The organism is Streptomyces armeniacus (assembly GCF_003355155.1).
Classification (GTDB): Bacteria; Actinomycetota; Actinomycetes; order Streptomycetales; family Streptomycetaceae; genus Streptomyces; species Streptomyces armeniacus.
Map to the genome: position 1 here is coordinate 6,362,961 of NZ_CP031320.1, position 15,523 is coordinate 6,378,483.

Consider the following 15,523-nt stretch of genomic DNA (forward strand, 5'->3'; position numbering starts at 1 on the left):
CCGCTTATCCGCGCTGACGCAGGAGCGTGTGTGCGACGCGGTCGGCCGGATCAACCTCGGGCGGCGCTGGCCGGTGGATGCGGTGCTGAAGATGCGACGCGATCAGCTCTGCCTCCCGTTCGTCCTGGTACTCGTAGTTCGTACGCCCGAGAATCATCCGGATCAGCTCAGGATCGAGGCTGGGCATCAGGCGCTCGGTGATGGTGGTCGGCAGCGTGATCCCACCGGCCTCCGGCGGCCGGTGCTCGCACAGGATGTGGGCCAGCTCGTGCGCGATGATGTGGTCTTGGTGCGCGCGGCTCGTGTCCCGGTGGACGAACACGTGATCAACATCGTGGGCCCGGATCCAAAGCCCGCACACATCCGTGTCGCACTCACGCGGAGCCTCCTCGACGCGAATACGACAGCCGGTTCTGCGTTCGACGACGGGAATGAGACTCCCGATGCTGTCGACCCGAGGCAGCCCCAAGGAGTGAACAAACTCGCGGCAGGCGCGTTGCGTACTGTCCATGGCTCAGGTCCTCAATCGGTGACTCACCGAGCTTCAGTATCCTCGTCCGGCGGCAGCCCTTCCAAATCGCGGTAATGCTCGATCTGATGAAGCAATGCATTCAGACTCTTATCTGACAGGCCAGCGGTTCGAGCGGCGATCCGCTGTACGCCACTGGCCCGCAGTCGCCGCAACTCCTCTAGATCGGCTGCGATCTGCGCACCCTCGGCACCCGAGAAGAAGTAACTGGGACTCACCTTGAAAAAAGTCGCCAGAGCTTCCAGCGTGTCCCGTCGTGGATTTGTTCGCTCTCCTGTTCGTAGATAGTGCAGTTGACTGACCGAAATCGTCTCGCCGCCCTGAGCGCGAATTCCGGCTGCAACCTCCCGATTGGTGTACTCGCCGCGACCTGGCGGATGAACCACCTCAAAGAGCCTGTTGAGCCGGTCAGCCACGGATTCACCGTCCAACACCGCTCCCTCCAGCCGCGGCTCGTCCGGCTGGGGCGTTTCACCGCTGGTCATCGCACCTCGATTCACAAAAGTTGACGCTCAATCTGTTCCATGTCACTTTAGTGGACGGCTGGGGTGGATCGGGCCCGTCGGGTCAGGATCCAACCTCAAGACGTGACCTGTGTTCGCTGTTCGCAGCCATACCTCCCAAAGGACGGCCATGAGCGCGTCGGTACTCCACAGCATCTCCTGCCTCTTCCACACACGTGACCATCTTCCCCTGGACTGGATACAACCATCGTCCGCACACCGGGAAAGGACAGCTTCGGGAAGCGGGGCCACATGACGACGCTCGTGGACAAGCTCTTTCGCATTCGTCTGGCCGGAATCGACGCAGCCCTACCGGTGAGCGCCGCACGCCACTATGTCCGCACCACGCTGGAGTCGTGGCACATTTCCGCGGCCGGAATCGACGACGCCGTACTCGTGGCAGGCGAACTCGTCACCAATGCCCTCATCCACGTCGGCGGGGACATCACACTCACCCTGTCCACCCCAGGCGACAACGTCCTCATCGAAGTGCAGGACGCCCAACCAGGCCAGGTCCACGCTCCTCCCCCGGAGTTGTGCGCCGAGTCCGGCCGCGGACTGCACATCGTCGCGGCCCTGGCCACTGATCACGGCTGCCGCCCCGGCCCGCATGCGAAGGTCATGTGGGCCCAGATGACGCCGAGGTGAACCTCGGCCCGCAACTCCGCTCCGCCGCCTTACCCCCGTGGCGGCGGAGCGGGCTCTTCCTTTCCCTGACAGCCTGCATGCCGTGCGCCGACCCTGAACCGCTTACTCGTCGCCTGTCCGGCCCTCGCATGGCAAGCCCTGGGGGTTCGCTGACGCCCTGGTCAACCGCCAGTGAGGGCAGCAGCTCCGCGCCGCTACTCACCCGTCACCATCGGGGCGGAACGAGACGGATGGCCAGGAGCCTCAGCAATTCGCCCGCACGGCCGGGGTGGACAGCCTGGGATGGCGAACCAAACGACCTTCGCCGCCTCCGATACGCGGAAGCCCCAAGCTCCGCGCGTCAGGTAGTCCACAATCCGCAAGCCACGCCCCCGTTCTTCCAGCAGGCCGAGCAGACACTCCTCCACTCCCCCGCCGAAGCCTGCCTTCTCGGGGTGAAACGGAACGGACGGTGGGCCCGCTGACAACCGGGGCAGGCGAGTATCTCCGTCCGCAACCTCACAGACCCATGTCTCAGCCGTCATGCGCAGCCGGACCTCGTACGGGCCCTGCGCATGCTCGGCCGCATTCGCAACGAGTTCCGACAGAGCGAGTTGCGCGTCTTCTCTGGCCTCACCCTCGACACCGGCGGCCGTGAGCGCATCACTGAGCGCCGCTCTCGCCCCCGCAGTGGGGTTCGCCGTTTCCTCGCCCCAGCGGTAGATCACAGTGCCGCGCCACGGGCGAGCGTCCGGATTCACCGCGCACCCCTGCGGGCGGCGTGGCGTCCGCCGCCCCGCCGATGCCGACCCGGACCGGGTTCTAGGCAGGTACGAACGGGGATGTAGGCAATGGGTACGCAAGCCAGCACGAACAAGACGCTGATGCTGAGGGTGAGCGAGGGCACGATGCCGCCTCCCGGTGATCGCGATTCGGACCGCGACCACGACACCGTGGTCCCAACGACGAGCGGAACCGCACTCGTCAGAGGACTTCAAGAACCTCGACATGCTCGCTGCGCTGCCCCGGGCCTCAGGGCGACGGGGCATCGACCGCTTCGGTTCACAGCTCGACCGCGCGAGCGACGGTTCGCCTGCATCGGTTCGGCGCACAGCCCTCGTACGTCAGTGGGAGACACCGTGTTGCGCGGCGTACGTGACGAACGCCGCCCAGGACTCGGGCGGTGCTATCAGGCAGGGCCTGGAGGTGTCCTTGGAGTCCCGTACATGGACGGTCTCCGGACAGGCCGCGACCTCGATGCACTCTCCGCCGTTGCTGCCGCTGTAGCTGGACTTGAACCACGCCAGGTCAGCGGTCCCGTGCGTGGTCTCCTCGGCGCTCATAGCTCTCCCGCAAGTTGTTCAACGAACCTCAACGAGTCCTCAGTGCTGAGGGCTTGGCCACGGATGATTCCATACCGGCCTTCAAGCACTCGGACCTCTTCCGTAGCCGTTCCCCAAGCGCCCCCTGCCTGTCCTTCAACGTACGCCACTCGCTTGGCCTCCCCCGTCTCCAGGAGCGTCATCGGACCGTCGAATCCAGCGTGCGTCTCGCAAGCTGTCGGGAGCACCTGGATGGCGACGTTGCGCATGCGGGCGCACCCGATCAGGTGTTGGAGCTGCTCCCTCATAGCAGCCTTCCCGCCAATCGGACGGCGTAGCACCCACTCCTCGATGACGAAGCTCAGCATGCACGTCGGTTTGCGCGTCAGAAGCGACTGGCGATCCAGCCGGGCGGCAACTCGCGCTTCGACCGCGTCGTCGTCCAGCGTGGGGTAGTGCGCGCTGAGTACAGCCCGGGCGTATTGCTCGCCTTGCAGGAGACCGTGGATCACCTGGGTGTTGTACGACTGAAGGCTGCGGGCGTTCGCCTCCGCCTCCACGTACTTCTCGAACCAGTCGGGCCACTGAAGGCGCTTCGCCAATTCCTCGCTGGCGACGAGCAGCAATCCGTTGGTACCCAGGACCTCTTCAACCTTCTGGATGTAGTCCGGCTGGGCTCTCCGGTCGCCGCGCTCGATCTTGCGGATGAGGTCCGCTGAGTAGCTGCTCGCCGTGTGGAGCTGCTGCACGGTGAACCCGGCATGCTCGCGCAGCCGCCGGTGCTGACGGCCGAAGATCACGTAACTGATCGGGTTCTTGCCGCCGCTGTCTTGTGCGTCTTGTGTGTCTTCGCTGGTCACAGCACACCTTGTCTCTCTCACAGCCACCCGCGAACGCCCTTCCACGACAAGGCGATACACGCTCGAATCGCGAATGGCCCAAACCATGCGTCTCGCCTGTGAAGGTGGTCACAGTAATGCCCGGCAGGCAGGCTACGTCACGTGACAGAACAAACACAGCCGAGCGAACAACCAGTTCAGAGCCCTGAGTTGGGCACCGCAGAGGCCGCCGAGCGCCCTGAGTGGGTCCCGGTAGCCGGCATCCGTACGGCGAAACCCGGCCCCTACTTCGACGCGGTACGCATCGCCGGAGAGCGCGGCTCCGAAACAGCGGCTGCCCTGTGCGAAGCAGCCGGCGGCAACCCCGGCCCGATCCTGCAACAGGATCTCGGTACCGAAGCCACGCTCTTTCTCGTGCCACCACGCCCCGACACCGCCTTCCGCTGGCCCCCGGGGATCCGCGAGCTCAGCGCTGAGGACACCGTCCGGATTCCGGCGTACGGGCACGCGGACGAGACGATCACCTGGCTTTCGCGCCCCACCCCGAAAGCACCATTCGTCGACCGCGACGCGCTGCGTGCCCTCCTGATCCGGATGACGGGCTGGGCTCCAACGGAGGAGCCGTGATGCGGCCGGGTTCTCGCGTGGTGCTCTACGCCTGCCACGAACTGGCCAGCCCGACCACGACTCTCAACCGTCTCGCGACGTATGCCCACGACTCGGGGTTCGAGGTGCACCGCTCCTTCTTCGACACCTGCGCACTCCACACGAAAGCCGAGACCCGCCCGCAGTGGCGGCATGCCGCCACCCTGCTGGAGGCCGGCGCAGCAACCGGAGTGGTCGCGCCCACGGAGACACAGCTCGCGTTCAACACCAGGCGCCAACACGTACTGCGCACGTGGTTGATCGAGCACGGACTCTTCGCCCACTACCCACTCCAGGAGACCAGCGCCACACCGCACCCCACATCTCCGCCTCCGTCAGCGGACCTGGTAGCCGACGCGATTGCCCGCGTCCTAGCCCCGGCTCGCAGCGGAACGGTCCATTCGGGCGACTTCCAACTCATCAAAAAAGCAGTCGAGGACTACATCCCGCAGGTCGAGGCTCGCGCCCGAGGCCGACGCCCGGATCATGCCCAGCGCAGTGCGCTCCTGGCCGCAGAGGAAGCACGACGCCGACTTCACGGCCGCGCGGACGAAGCCGCCAACACGGCATACCTGGCCAAACTGGCATGCTGCGCAGCCGCGTTGCTGGCCCATCTGGAGCATCTGGCCGCCAATCCCACCTCCGACCGGGCCACGCCGCCACCTCGGGCGTCGACGTGAAGCACCAGCGTCGGAACCCGATCGGCAGGTCATCGCGACCGCCGCATTGAGCACCGCTCTCGTCGCTGTCCGCTCAGCCACCCTCATACTCGTTTGGAGCCCCCCATGTCCGGCCCACGGCGCCTCGCCGTGCTCTACATCTGCCACGGCGATTTACCACCCGATCAAGTGCTGGCCCCTCTCATCCGCTACGCGAGAGCGCGCGGCCGACGCACTGTCGCTCACTTCGCCGAGCCCGTTCCCCCGTCCACCCCGCTGACCGACCGGAAGGTCTGGGCGAACCAGGTTCTCCCCTTCCTGAATCAAGGGGCAGTCGACTTGCTCATCGCCAACTCGGAGTCCGAGCTGGCGAGCACGGACGACGAGCGTGCCGCACTCCGATTGACGCTCCTGCGGCTGGGAGTTGAGGCGGACTACCGCTTCCGCCCGCCCAGCATGGCGACGTACGTCGCCGACACCGCCTGCGACGCGGGAGCGAGAGGGTGATCACCTCAGTCACATCCGCCCTGTTCATCCTCGCGCCTGGCGCCAACCGGCGATCCCCTTGACCACCCGCCTCCGTTGGCCGTGCTCGTGTGTGGGACGCAGCGCGGACCCCTCCAACGGAGGCGGGCCCCACTTTTCACCTGCCGCCAACGGCCCACTTTTCGCGCGACGCCGACACCGCTCCTCACGATCCCGCAGTCCGGTCATCGCCCGCACCACCCTCGAAATGGGCCTACGCCTGACCACCCCGCGTCGTGGGCGGGGCCAACTCCGGCAGTTGCGCGAATCCACGCCGATCGGCCCCGCTGACGAACCCGCTTTCGTGGCTCCGGCCCACTTCATACCCGCAGAGCAAGAGAGAGAAGTACATGACGGTGAACAACACGCCCGTGCCCACAGAGCCCGCATCCCCGAGCACCTCCGCAGCAGAGCGGACTCCGGAGTGGTTCCAGGCGATGGACGAGCTTCGCGAGGTACTGGCAGCCGCCGGCCTGCCGGTACCGCGGCTGTCGATGGTCGACGACGGCCTGGTGTCCGTGATCGAGATCAGCACCCGCGCTCACCCGCAGGCGCGAGCCCTCGCGGCACTGCTGCGGCGAGGGCTCAAGAGCGCCTTCGCCGCGGAGGAGGCGCTCCGGGAGGCCCTGCGGGTGCACGGCTTGCACGTGCCGCAACTGACCGTACGCGACCGCCGGGTGCACCTCGGCACCCTCACCGTGGCCACTGCCGAAGCCCTCGCCCACAGCCTGGGCGCCCCGCCCTACCAGCCCGAAGGCGCCATCGAAGAGTGGCCCCAGGCACAACACGTACGAGCCCGGCTCCGCAACGCCATCATGGAGAACACCGGACGCACAGCGGTCCTGGACATCGTGGTTCACCCGGACTGCCTACGGTGCGACCGGGACGCCGCCGTCGAGATCAGCAGCAGCCTTCACCCCCAAGAAGCACGGAAGCTCGCGACTGCGCTCCGGCAGGCCAGCCTGTAACCCAGGGACGCGACTCGGCCGTCTGGCTTCGGCCAGACGACCCCGCGTGCTCTTGGCCGATAGCCAACAGCACCTTCGGCTTCACCGTTCCTTCTGATGTGGCGTCGTTCACGCACACTGAGCAATGAGGCGGGGAGAGCAGCACCGGCTGGTTAGGCTCCGAGCATGAGCGGACCGGTGTTGGTGATCGAGTTGGCGGAGGCCGTTCCCCTCTCGGCGATTCAGCGGCTCCGCGAACTTCTGGTTCGCTCCTCGGCACGGTTCGAGGAGAAGCGGGTCGGCGAGTACGACCTGAACATTCGCGCGGAGAGCCTCGGCATCTACGAGACTGGGGGCGTCGACGGACGGCGGCCCGTCCTGGTCTCCGTCATGGGGCCCGGTATCGGCGACGAGTCCGTCTTCAAGGCCGAACACGCCGACGAAGTCGATCAGGAACCTCTCATCGGCTTCACGCCGACGCACGCCATCGACGTCGTCGCCTTCTGCAACCGTCCCGTCGACCACGTCGTCACGGCCCTGCTGACCGCCGCCGTCATGGACGTGGTCGGTGGTGTCGTCAACGCCGAACTGAGGAACGACCAGGTGCCGGTGGTGGCCGGCCTTCCCGGCGTCATCGCCACGATGACCGATCCGTGGCCTGCCGCGTACGGTTCAGCGGAGTTCCTCAAAGCATGGGCTCAGCAGCCCGGCTTCCGGCTCCTGAAGTAGCCGGAACTCGGCCAGCCGGCTCAGGTGAGCCGTACCCGCTTGCGCAACACGGGCGATGCCCATCTTGCGGACTATCGACCTGCCCAGAAGGCAACCTCGCCGCAATGCTGGTGAGCGGCGCCCAGGTCCTGCCGGATGCCGTGTACCTGGCGGGCGTACCTCTTCCCGTGAGTGGGACAGCTCACTCATCTGAGGGGCACAGCTGCTCGATTACCGCGGCTCTCGCCGGGACATGTACGGGGTGGTATGGCCACTCAGTTGAGTACGAGGATGCTGTTATCCCGTGTTGCGGAGACGACGACGGCCGATCGTTCGCCGCATCGGCGCGGGGTGGTTCCGTGATGGGTGCGGCACCTGTTGACCGGGCTTGGCTGGACCGGCAGATCGCGTACTACCGTGCACGTGCCGGGGAGCATGGAAGTGCCCACGGGTGCTGGAACTGCGCGACGACGACCGGACCCTGCGCCTGGACCTGAGCGAACCGCTGCACGCACGCATCCTCCACAGCCACCTCCAGCGCCACGCAGAGGCCGATCTGACCGAAGCTCCGAGCGAACGGGATCTCGGCTGGATCGGGCACGCGCATGAGATGGTGGTGTCGCTGATCTCCGCCCGGCCGCCGCTGCCCCACCCGGACGTGGAGACGGCACCGGTGTTGACCAACCGGATGCTGCCCAACCCCGGCGACAGCCGACAGCACTGGGTGCAGGCCAAGGTGTTCACGCATCCGAACGTCATGGATCAGATCCTCACCCGCCGGCTGCCGAGCCTCCTTGCTGAACTGGGCTCCCCGGACTGCTGGTTCGTTCGCTACCGCACGCCCCACGAGGAAGACCACCTGCGCTTGCGGATCGCCGCCCTCGACCCGCACCGGCACGCACAGGTAGTGCACGCCATCGCACGATGGGGGGGAACAGATGCAAGGTGATGCCCTCGCCTCGCGGCTCGTCTTCGACGGCTACCGGCCCGAGATCGGCTGCTACGGCACCGGCGCAGCCCTGGCCGCCGCCGAGGACGTCTTCGTGGCCGACAGTGACACCGCCCGGCACGCGCTGTCCGACCTCACCGGCATGGACCGTAAAGCGCCGTGCTCCCTCAGCATGATCGATCTCGCCTGGGGCCCTGGGTGACGAAGAAGGTACACGCTGGATGGCCATCACACTCGCACGCGTCACGAGTGATCCGGACGTGACACGACAGACCGTTGAGTACGCCCGCGTTGGCGTACTTCAGGAGCAGGAGGGCTGGACTCCCCGATTGGACGCCGCACACCAGCCGCGCCGAGGCGCCCTGGTCCGCTATGCGGCTCACGTCCGTGACGGCCAGCTCGAAGCGGTGCTGGAGTCACTGTTGCACATGCACCACAACCGGCTGAGGGACCCTGACCGAGAAGTGGAGGCCGCCTGCCGTCACGCCGCCCGCCAGGTGTGCCGTTCCATCCGTGAACGGCGGGTGGGCACGTGAGCGATCTCGTGCACGACCTCGGTCGCGGTGTCGCCGGAACCGTCGTCTACCACGGCGTCCTGGCACAGCACAGCGGCGCGTGGAAAGCGGCGCACGCCGCTGCGCTCACAATGACAGGGCGCACGGCGACCGTTGATCCGTCGAGCGCGAGCCTGTACCGCGGGGCCGGCCGCCGTCGCGTACGCCCTGCACAAGGCCAGCCACCGTGCCTATCGCTCCGCTCTGGACGAGCTGGACCGCAAGATCGGTCGTCCGCTCGTCACTGAGCGGCTGTCGGCAGCACAACGCCGCATGGACTCAGGTCAGCCGCCGCGTATGCGCGAATGCGACCTGATCCGACCCGGACTCGGCGCGTACCTGCTGTCCCGCGCACCCCGACCTACTCGACGGCGTTCTGCGCTACCTCGTACAGCTCCTCCAGCACCCCCTCACCGTCGAAGGCAACAGCCTCCCCGGCTGGTGGACTCGACGGCCCAACCGGTGAGCCGGACACCAGCTGGCCCCTGGGCCACGGGAACTTCGGCATGGCCCACGGCGTGGCCGGCCCCGTGGCGCTCCTCGCCCTGTGCGCCCGCGCCGGACACACCGTTCCCGGCCAGTACGAGGCCCTGGTAGCGGCATGCCGCCTGCTGGAAGAGTGGGCACGTCCGCGCTCGCCCCTCGTCGAGGACCAGCAGTTCGCATCAACCCACTGGATGGAGCAAGGTGGCGAAACGACGCAAGTTCAGCTGACTGCCCGCTATGGGCAATATGACTGAATCGGCAATAGTTGCTCAGAACCCCACCCTCGCAAGGCAAAACCCCAGGCCGCTGAGGGTGCTCCCCGCGGACGCGGGGTTGGTCCCACGCCGCGGCTGCGCTGCATGCCCTGAAGGGTGTGCTCCCCGCGGACGCGGGGTTGGTCCCGACGTGCCGGTCATGGTCACCCAGGCCGTGGCGTGCTCCCCGCGGACGCGGGGTTGGTCCCGCCGCCGCCGACCCGATCGTGGTCGCGGGCAGGTGCTCCCCGCGGACGCGGGGTTGGTCCCGCTTCAGCGGGCCGCACAGCGCCTCACCGACGGTGCTCCCCGCGGACGCGGGGTTGGTCCCGGGGCATCCGGCTTGTCCTTGCGGGTGCGGAGGTGCTCCCCGCGGACGCGGGGTTGGTCCCTCGGTCTTGTCGCCGTTGGCGCGGGCACGCCAGTGCTCCCCGCGGACGCGGGGTTGGTCCCGCGGCACTGCAGTGCGCGGACACGGTGCTGCAGTGCTCCCCGCGGACGCGGGGTTGGTCCCCCGGCGTGGACGACCTGATCAAGGCATCCCCGGTGCTCCCCGCGGACGCGGGGTTGGTCCCCACTTCCCCGGCGTCCAGCTCACCCTCTCCCAGTGCTCCCCGCGGACGCGGGGTTGGTCCCGCCTTGAGTCCCCTCTTCGCGGGGTCGATGTCGTGCTCCCCGCGGACGCGGGGTTGGTCCCGGCCAGGAAGTGCCGAATCGGCAATCGTGCTGGTGCTCCCCGCGGACGCGGGGTTGGTCCCCGGACCCCTCTCCGCATCCGGCCCTCTTCGAGGTGCTCCCCGCGGACGCGGGGTTGGTCCCAGGGTCGGAACCGAGCTCGGCCGAACGGACGGGTGCTCCCCGCGGACGCGGGGTTGGTCCCCCCCGCCGGGCGAACGGCAACCGGGGTGGCGCGGTCGTCGTGATGTGCTCCCCGCGGACGCGGGGTTGGTCCCTCCCCCGCGGGCTGGTCGTCAAGATGCCCTCGGTGCTCCCCGCGGACGCGGGGGTGGTCCCCTGCGCCACCCCGCCGTGTCCACGGCCGGGAGGTGCTCCCCGCGGACGCGGGGTTGGTCCCTGAAATCTCGGGGGAAATGCAAGGGGAATGGCGTGCTCCCCGCGGACGCGGGGTTGGTCCCCGAGGGCACGGACCACAGAGAGGAGGTTGTCCGTGCTCCCCGCGGACGCGGGGTTGGTCCCTCCACCTACGGCACGATGGCGCCGATCCCCAAGTGCTCCCCGCGGACGCGGGGTTGGTCCCATCGTCCAGACCGTTACAGGCGCCGTCAACGAGTGCTCCCCGCGGACGCGGGGTTGGTCCCTACCAACTCGGAAGAGCGGGCGGTTCGAATGGGTGCTCCCCGCGGACGCGGGGTTGGTCCCAAGGCGATGACGCAGTCGCTGGACACCTCGACGTGCTCCCCGCGGACGCGGGGTTGGTCCCTCGCCGTACCCCTCGGCCCGAAGCCGGTCGGCGTGCTCCCCGCGGACGCGGGGTTGGTCCCCTCACCGTCTCCTGCTCCCCGTGCAACAGCAGGTGCTCCCCGCGGACGCGGGGTTGGTCCCACCGCGATGGGCCAGGCCGCCCGCGTTGTCGGGTGCTCCCCGCGGACGCGGGGTTGGTCCCAAGGGCTTCGACTGGGCGTACGGAAAGGTCACGTGCTCCCCGCGGACGCGGGGTTGGTCCCTCGGCGGCGTGCTGGCCGACGACTACGCCGTCTGTGCTCCCCGCGGACGCGGGGTTGGTCCCGTGGGAGCACCTGGTGAGCGTGGAACGGTTCGGTGCTCCCCGCGGACGCGGGGTTGGTCCCCACGCCAGCACCAAAGCGAAACAGGACTTCGTGTGCTCCCCGCGGACGCGGGGTTGGTCCCGCCCGCTCCACCGCGCGGCGTTCGGTACACAGGTGCTCCCCGCGGACGCGGGGGTGGTCCCCTGGCCCGGGAGATCATGGACGGCCAGCCCGCGTGCTCCCCGCGGACGCGGGGGTGGTCCCGAGAGCGTCGTCTCGCCGTGGATGAGCGGGACGTGCTCCCCGCGGACGCGGGGGTGGTCCCGCGTCCTGGTCGAGGTGGTGGAGGGTGGCGAGGTGCTCCCCGCGGACGCGGGGGTGGTCCCGTATCCCTCTTCGATAGGGATTCGCAAGGGGTGTGCTCCCCGCGGACGCGGGGGGGGGTGCCTCTATGTCTTTCGTCAAGCGAGGCGTGGGGTTCTGGGTTCGTAGAAGGCGCCGTCGCGGAGCATCGCGAAGAGCACGTTGATCCGTTGTCGGGCCAGGCGGAGGAGGGCTTGCGTCCCCCGAGCTCGGCAGCGGAGCCGTCGAAGGGGGGGAGAGATGTGTGTGAGAGACAGGCTCCGGCGGCGGCGATTTCGGCGGCGGGGGCGGCTTCGACGGTGGCGGCGGCGGTGGCTGCGGTGGCGGCGACGGCGGTGGTGGCGGCGGCGGTTGCTGAGCCGCGTACTCGGGGACGCGGGACGCCAAGGGGACGCGTCCTCTTGACGGTTACGAGGGGAGGGAGCGTGCGTGGTCGCCCATGTCGCCATGATCGTCATCGGTGCGTTTATCGCGATCAACGGTGCGGTGGAGTGGATCAAGTTGCTGCGCTGGTTCCCACGGCGCCGGCGCGCTCGTGCTGTCTTCGTGGGCACCGAGGACGTGATGCGGCCCGATCCGCAGATCAAGAGCCGTGCCGGGCGGTTCCGGTTCACCTCGCAGGACGGTCGCACGATCGAGCGTACGAGTGCGTTCTCGTCCTTCCCCGGCCCGAAACCGGGGCGTGAGGTGAACGTCGTCTACGATCCGCTCCGCCCGCACAAGACCGCTGAACGGGCGGGCGTGCACCTCTTTCTGCTGGTTGCTGTGGGTCCCCTCTTCATGGCGGTGGGATCTGTCATGATCATCTTGGGCCTGCTGAAGATGTGACCCACGGGGCCGCTGACGGACCAACGCGCGAAAGAAGGCCCCGACGGGCTCGCCCGTCGGGGCCTTCTTGCTGTTCTGCGACGGTGGCTGGGGCCGGGGTCGAACCGGCGACCTTCCGCTTTTCAGGCCGCGCCTTAGCTAGGACTGAGCTGGTACGACGCTCTCCGGAGTCATCGGTTGTGTGTCGTTGTTTGCCGCTGTTGGCGTACCCGTTGGCGTACGCCAGATCGGCAGCGATGGCGGTTGCCAGAGCTCGGTATGCGTTGGGCTGACAGGTGTCATGGATTCGGGTGGTCCAAGATCTTCTCCCACATCACCTCGCCTCACGGCCCTGCCAAGGCTGATCAGTGCGGTACTGCCCCGGAGCCGAGTGCGGAGGAAGGTCCTGGGAGAGCTACCACACGTGCCCTGGACACGCTGATCAGCGCGACTGTGGTTGCCGCCAAGACAACCACGGCGAGAACTACTCCGGGAGTTGTTGCCCAGGATGGGGTGTCTGGGCTATAGGGACCACTGGACGTCAGCGCTGGGATGCAGGCCAGCAGTCCTGCACCGAGAACCCAACGTCGTTGAACCCGATATCCGGATCCTGTCGCAGCAGCAAGGGTGGCGAATATGATTGCAGCGAGCAATGCCGCGCCGGGTGAATGGATATTCCACGTCGGTTGGAGATCCGACAGGAGGGTCAGTCCCAGGGCCCCGAAGAAGGCACACACGGTGCCCAGTGTCAGTGCCAGTGTCGCAGTGGTTCTGTGTTCGGGATTAACGATCCTGACAGGCGGTTTGGGTTGTGGCTCGCCACGCAACTCAGCGTCGAGCATCGCGGTGAGCTCCCGGTGACTCTTCCGGCCTTGCCAGGTGAATATGGTGCTGAGCGCCATCGTCGCCACTGCAAGAAACCACCAGCTCCCGATGGCTGCCTCAACGAGGGTCGCCCCACGCGCGACACGGGGGAGCAACGCGGCTGATGCTACCCAGAGCATGAGAACTGCTTGAAAGCAACGTCGTCGGTCATGTTGCTTTCGCAAGGTACGTTCGTATCGCGCCACCGTTTCTGCCCACGGCCGCGCACCGAAGCCTCTGCTTGTCGAGGATTCGAGGTCAGCAAGCATTCCGGTCGCCAGCCGGCGCACGAGTAGCCCATCACTGTCGAAGTATGCAGTGTGGTCGCTCAGTGGGTGGCCGAGTACAGGCGTAGCCTCTCGCTCCACGCCCTGCGGAAGGGTGGGCAATAGCATTCTGCCGACTACATCATGCTGGCTGCTGTACTCCTCCCACACAAGCTGCATTGAACTGTTGGTTGACGGTAGAGTGAGGGGTGTCCTTGCCTCGCTGAGGATTCGAAACCTGAGGATCAGTCCGCATGCAATTGTTAGCGTTACACTCACCCCGATGGCGGTCCACCGCTCCCAGGTCATCTCCCCGACAACGAGAACGCCCGAAAGTATGCGATTCGTCGCCTCCACCACGTCGTTTTGCATGGTTGTGACGAAATCGCTGGAATGTGCGATCAGCGGCATCGCCAGCGAAGGTGTAATCGCCTGAACATGCATCAAAGTGCCCGCCGCAATCTCCGAATTCCCTGGTTCGATGAACGGAGAGGCACCCCAGGTTAGACAGAGAGACGCGATAGGGATCATCCATGCAACGACTGCGACGAGTGGGCGCCTCATCTGCTGGAGAATCCAGATGGGTTTAAGACCTGATCCGACACCCACCATCCGGATTACCTTCTCCTGGTTACGGCCTCCGTGACGTGCCATGAGTTGGTGAGCGAGGAAACCTCCTTGTGAGTGAGCGATGAACACGATCTCGTCGCAATGCTTCCGCATCCAGTGCAGTCGATCTTCCAAGAAGTCGAGCAACCTCTCGCGCTCCTTGTCTCGCGTGGCAGCCATGATCACATGGTCTGCGACATTCAGCCGCGTGCTGAGCAGAACGATCAGGCAGGTGGTTCCGCCGGCGGTCCACCAAGGGTGCTTGAAGAATAGGGCCATGAACGCGGACAAAAGCACGAGCGAAGTCAGAAACCGCCAAGCCATACGACCCGTGTGGCGAACATCAGGACTGCTAAAAAATGCGCTAGGCGACAGTACGGAACTTAGGGATATTTGGAAGGTGCGCTTGAACGAGACTTCGGTGGGCGCCCAGAAGCTGCGGTCGCGGCGGTCTGGGCCGACAAGCAGAAGTGCCACAGGCAAGCACCACACAAGGTAGAGCAGTGTCAGCAGCGGTCGAAGATACCACGGTGGCCGAAGAAAGCGGTCTGCCCAAACTGCCTCTGCGATTAGCACCGACCCCTTCTGCTGTCCAGGCGCGGTGATTTCGACGGTGGCGTGAGCAGGAGCCCCGAGCGGCCACTCGGCGGATCTATTCCTGCACTCTGGCGTCTCGGTCCAGGTAACCGTTGACGTACCGTACGCCTTAGCGATCGGGTCAACGATACTTCGGGCCATTTGGTGCAGGACGGAGCGCCTTGAGCCGATGTGCCGATGCTGGTTCCCGACTCCATGGACGACGAGGTATCCGACTCGGGTCTCGTCAACGTCTCGATTGCTATTGCGCTGGGAGGCAGGCTTCGCCCGTGCTGCCTTGCTTGCACGATCCCGACTGCGTCGCCGTTTCGATGACTTCACTCTGCCCTCCCCGCTGTTCGTACCTGACCGGTAGCAGATCATGCAGCCCGTTGAGGGCGTACCGCATCCGTACAGATACTCAAAACGGGTCAGGGCTGGCCTACTCAGGAGACTAGCCCTAATCCGCAACTCTCTGGGTGGAGAGATGCCTCAGGAAGGGCCGGCGTGGTTGGAGCGCTTCTAGCCTCGTAGGGAGGTCGCTGGGCGCCCGTGGTTGTTCGCCGCTGTACGCGGTCGTTGCAACGCAGGTGGATACTCAGCGAGGTAGGAGCTGCCTTCAGGGGCCTAGGTGGTGCGGTCGTCTTGAGCCACTCGGGAGCGTCCGGCCGCTTGACGACGTGCTGCCGTACAAGCCCGTGCCATGAGACCAAGTCAGTGGGTGCGACGGAGTGAGGGCCATGGGTTGTGCCTCGCTGTCTGCC

General features: G+C 66.6%; 17 protein-coding genes, 1 pseudogene and 1 CRISPR repeat array. Of the genes and pseudogenes, 11 read left to right on the plus strand and 7 right to left on the minus strand.

Going from position 1 to position 15,523, the window contains the following annotated elements; genetic code table 11:
- Nucleotides 1–4: 4 nt before the first annotated feature.
- Together DVA86_RS27590 and DVA86_RS27595 are read right to left on the minus strand one after the other, a co-directional pair.
- On the minus strand, nucleotides 5–511 hold the full coding sequence (locus tag DVA86_RS27590) for a hypothetical protein (protein WP_208882352.1): 507 nt from the start codon (nucleotides 509–511) through the stop codon (nucleotides 5–7).
- A gap of 23 nt (nucleotides 512–534) precedes the next feature.
- Nucleotides 535–1,014, minus strand: coding sequence for a helix-turn-helix domain-containing protein (locus tag DVA86_RS27595; protein WP_208882354.1), 480 nt, complete (start codon nucleotides 1,012–1,014; stop codon nucleotides 535–537).
- Between the two features lie 270 nt (nucleotides 1,015–1,284).
- On the opposite strand from DVA86_RS27595, the gene DVA86_RS27600 reads away from it, so the two are divergent.
- Nucleotides 1,285–1,680, plus strand: a complete 396-nt coding sequence (locus tag DVA86_RS27600) for an ATP-binding protein (protein WP_208882355.1) — start codon at nucleotides 1,285–1,287, stop codon at nucleotides 1,678–1,680.
- 194 nt (nucleotides 1,681–1,874) lie between these two features.
- On the opposite strand, the gene DVA86_RS27605 is transcribed toward DVA86_RS27600, so the two are convergent.
- From DVA86_RS27605 to DVA86_RS27615, 3 genes are all read right to left on the minus strand, one after another.
- Nucleotides 1,875–2,708: an ATP-binding protein gene (locus DVA86_RS27605; RefSeq protein WP_342776417.1), complete on the minus strand. Its 834-nt coding sequence runs from the start codon at nucleotides 2,706–2,708 to the stop codon at nucleotides 1,875–1,877.
- A gap of 75 nt (nucleotides 2,709–2,783) precedes the next feature.
- Nucleotides 2,784–3,002, minus strand: a complete 219-nt coding sequence (locus tag DVA86_RS27610) for a DUF397 domain-containing protein (RefSeq protein WP_208882358.1) — start codon at nucleotides 3,000–3,002, stop codon at nucleotides 2,784–2,786.
- Complete coding sequence (locus tag DVA86_RS27615) at nucleotides 2,999–3,841, minus strand: helix-turn-helix domain-containing protein (protein WP_208882360.1); 843 nt, start codon at nucleotides 3,839–3,841, stop codon at nucleotides 2,999–3,001. The genes DVA86_RS27610 and DVA86_RS27615 overlap by 4 nt, the downstream gene beginning before the upstream one ends.
- Before the next feature lie 189 nt (nucleotides 3,842–4,030).
- On the opposite strand from DVA86_RS27615, the gene DVA86_RS27620 reads away from it, so the two are divergent.
- The 9 genes from DVA86_RS27620 to DVA86_RS36140 all read left to right on the plus strand — a co-directional run bounded on the left by DVA86_RS27620 (nucleotide 4,031) and on the right by DVA86_RS36140 (nucleotide 9,547).
- Nucleotides 4,031–4,447 carry a hypothetical protein gene (locus DVA86_RS27620; protein ID WP_208882361.1) on the plus strand — a complete coding sequence of 139 codons (417 nt, stop codon included), beginning with the start codon at nucleotides 4,031–4,033 and terminating at the stop codon, nucleotides 4,445–4,447.
- A gap of 17 nt (nucleotides 4,448–4,464) precedes the next feature.
- A complete protein-coding gene (locus DVA86_RS27625) occupies nucleotides 4,465–5,145 on the plus strand; it encodes a hypothetical protein (RefSeq protein ID WP_208882362.1) in 681 nt (226 codons plus the stop codon).
- A 105-nt stretch (nucleotides 5,146–5,250) separates the two neighbouring features.
- On the plus strand, nucleotides 5,251–5,631 hold the full coding sequence (locus tag DVA86_RS27630; RefSeq protein WP_208882364.1) for a hypothetical protein: 381 nt from the start codon (nucleotides 5,251–5,253) through the stop codon (nucleotides 5,629–5,631).
- A 368-nt stretch (nucleotides 5,632–5,999) separates the two neighbouring features.
- A complete protein-coding gene (locus DVA86_RS27635) occupies nucleotides 6,000–6,617 on the plus strand; it encodes a hypothetical protein (protein WP_208882366.1) in 618 nt (205 codons plus the stop codon).
- 165 nt (nucleotides 6,618–6,782) lie between these two features.
- The gene (locus DVA86_RS27640; protein ID WP_208882368.1) at nucleotides 6,783–7,325 is read left to right on the plus strand and encodes a DUF6368 family protein; all 543 of its coding nucleotides are present in this window, start codon (nucleotides 6,783–6,785) and stop codon (nucleotides 7,323–7,325) included.
- A gap of 430 nt (nucleotides 7,326–7,755) precedes the next feature.
- The gene (locus DVA86_RS36000; protein WP_208882370.1) at nucleotides 7,756–8,253 is read left to right on the plus strand and encodes a lantibiotic dehydratase C-terminal domain-containing protein; all 498 of its coding nucleotides are present in this window, start codon (nucleotides 7,756–7,758) and stop codon (nucleotides 8,251–8,253) included.
- Nucleotides 8,243–8,455, plus strand: coding sequence for a lantibiotic dehydratase C-terminal domain-containing protein (locus DVA86_RS36005; RefSeq protein ID WP_208882372.1), 213 nt, complete (start codon nucleotides 8,243–8,245; stop codon nucleotides 8,453–8,455). The genes DVA86_RS36000 and DVA86_RS36005 overlap by 11 nt, the downstream gene beginning before the upstream one ends.
- A 19-nt stretch (nucleotides 8,456–8,474) precedes the next feature.
- Nucleotides 8,475–8,789 (plus strand): lantibiotic dehydratase C-terminal domain-containing protein, encoded by a 315-nt coding sequence (locus DVA86_RS27655; RefSeq protein ID WP_208882373.1) that lies wholly within the window; start codon nucleotides 8,475–8,477, stop codon nucleotides 8,787–8,789.
- A gap of 524 nt (nucleotides 8,790–9,313) precedes the next feature.
- A complete protein-coding gene (locus DVA86_RS36140) occupies nucleotides 9,314–9,547 on the plus strand; it encodes a hypothetical protein (protein WP_245997264.1) in 234 nt (77 codons plus the stop codon).
- Between the two features lie 58 nt (nucleotides 9,548–9,605).
- A CRISPR array of direct repeats spans nucleotides 9,606–11,721; the repeat unit is 29 nt; unit sequence GTGCTCCCCGCGGACGCGGGGTTGGTCCC.
- A 14-nt stretch (nucleotides 11,722–11,735) separates the two neighbouring features.
- Here the strand turns inward: DVA86_RS36140 and DVA86_RS35590 are convergent.
- Nucleotides 11,736–11,939, minus strand: a pseudogene (locus tag DVA86_RS35590) (IS110 family transposase); the annotation flags it as partial.
- Between the two features lie 127 nt (nucleotides 11,940–12,066).
- Between DVA86_RS35590 and DVA86_RS27665 the strand changes: the two are divergent.
- Entirely contained in the window at nucleotides 12,067–12,465 is a 399-nt protein-coding gene (locus tag DVA86_RS27665) for a DUF3592 domain-containing protein (RefSeq protein WP_208882376.1), read from the plus strand.
- A gap of 344 nt (nucleotides 12,466–12,809) precedes the next feature.
- On the opposite strand, the gene DVA86_RS27670 is transcribed toward DVA86_RS27665, so the two are convergent.
- Nucleotides 12,810–14,660: a lipase family protein gene (locus tag DVA86_RS27670; protein WP_208882378.1), complete on the minus strand. Its 1,851-nt coding sequence runs from the start codon at nucleotides 14,658–14,660 to the stop codon at nucleotides 12,810–12,812.
- Between the last annotated feature and the right edge of the window lie 863 nt (nucleotides 14,661–15,523).

What these genes read in the sequence shown, in the direction of transcription:
- DVA86_RS27590 (WP_208882352.1), bottom strand. Translation starts at nt 511, where the DNA reads ATGGACAGTACGCAACGCGCCTGCCGCGAGTTTGTTCACTCCTTGGGG.
- DVA86_RS27595 (WP_208882354.1), bottom strand. Translation starts at nt 1,014, where the DNA reads ATGACCAGCGGTGAAACGCCCCAGCCGGACGAGCCGCGGCTGGAGGGA.
- DVA86_RS27600 (WP_208882355.1), top strand. Translation starts at nt 1,285, where the DNA reads ATGACGACGCTCGTGGACAAGCTCTTTCGCATTCGTCTGGCCGGAATC.
- DVA86_RS27605 (WP_342776417.1), bottom strand. Translation starts at nt 2,708, where the DNA reads ATGCCCCGTCGCCCTGAGGCCCGGGGCAGCGCAGCGAGCATGTCGAGG.
- DVA86_RS27610 (WP_208882358.1), bottom strand. Translation starts at nt 3,002, where the DNA reads ATGAGCGCCGAGGAGACCACGCACGGGACCGCTGACCTGGCGTGGTTC.
- DVA86_RS27630 (WP_208882364.1), top strand. Translation starts at nt 5,251, where the DNA reads ATGTCCGGCCCACGGCGCCTCGCCGTGCTCTACATCTGCCACGGCGAT.
- DVA86_RS27635 (WP_208882366.1), top strand. Translation starts at nt 6,000, where the DNA reads ATGACGGTGAACAACACGCCCGTGCCCACAGAGCCCGCATCCCCGAGC.
- DVA86_RS27640 (WP_208882368.1), top strand. Translation starts at nt 6,783, where the DNA reads ATGAGCGGACCGGTGTTGGTGATCGAGTTGGCGGAGGCCGTTCCCCTC.
- DVA86_RS36005 (WP_208882372.1), top strand. Translation starts at nt 8,243, where the DNA reads ATGCAAGGTGATGCCCTCGCCTCGCGGCTCGTCTTCGACGGCTACCGG.
- DVA86_RS27655 (WP_208882373.1), top strand. Translation starts at nt 8,475, where the DNA reads ATGGCCATCACACTCGCACGCGTCACGAGTGATCCGGACGTGACACGA.
- DVA86_RS36140 (WP_245997264.1), top strand. Translation starts at nt 9,314, where the DNA reads ATGGCCCACGGCGTGGCCGGCCCCGTGGCGCTCCTCGCCCTGTGCGCC.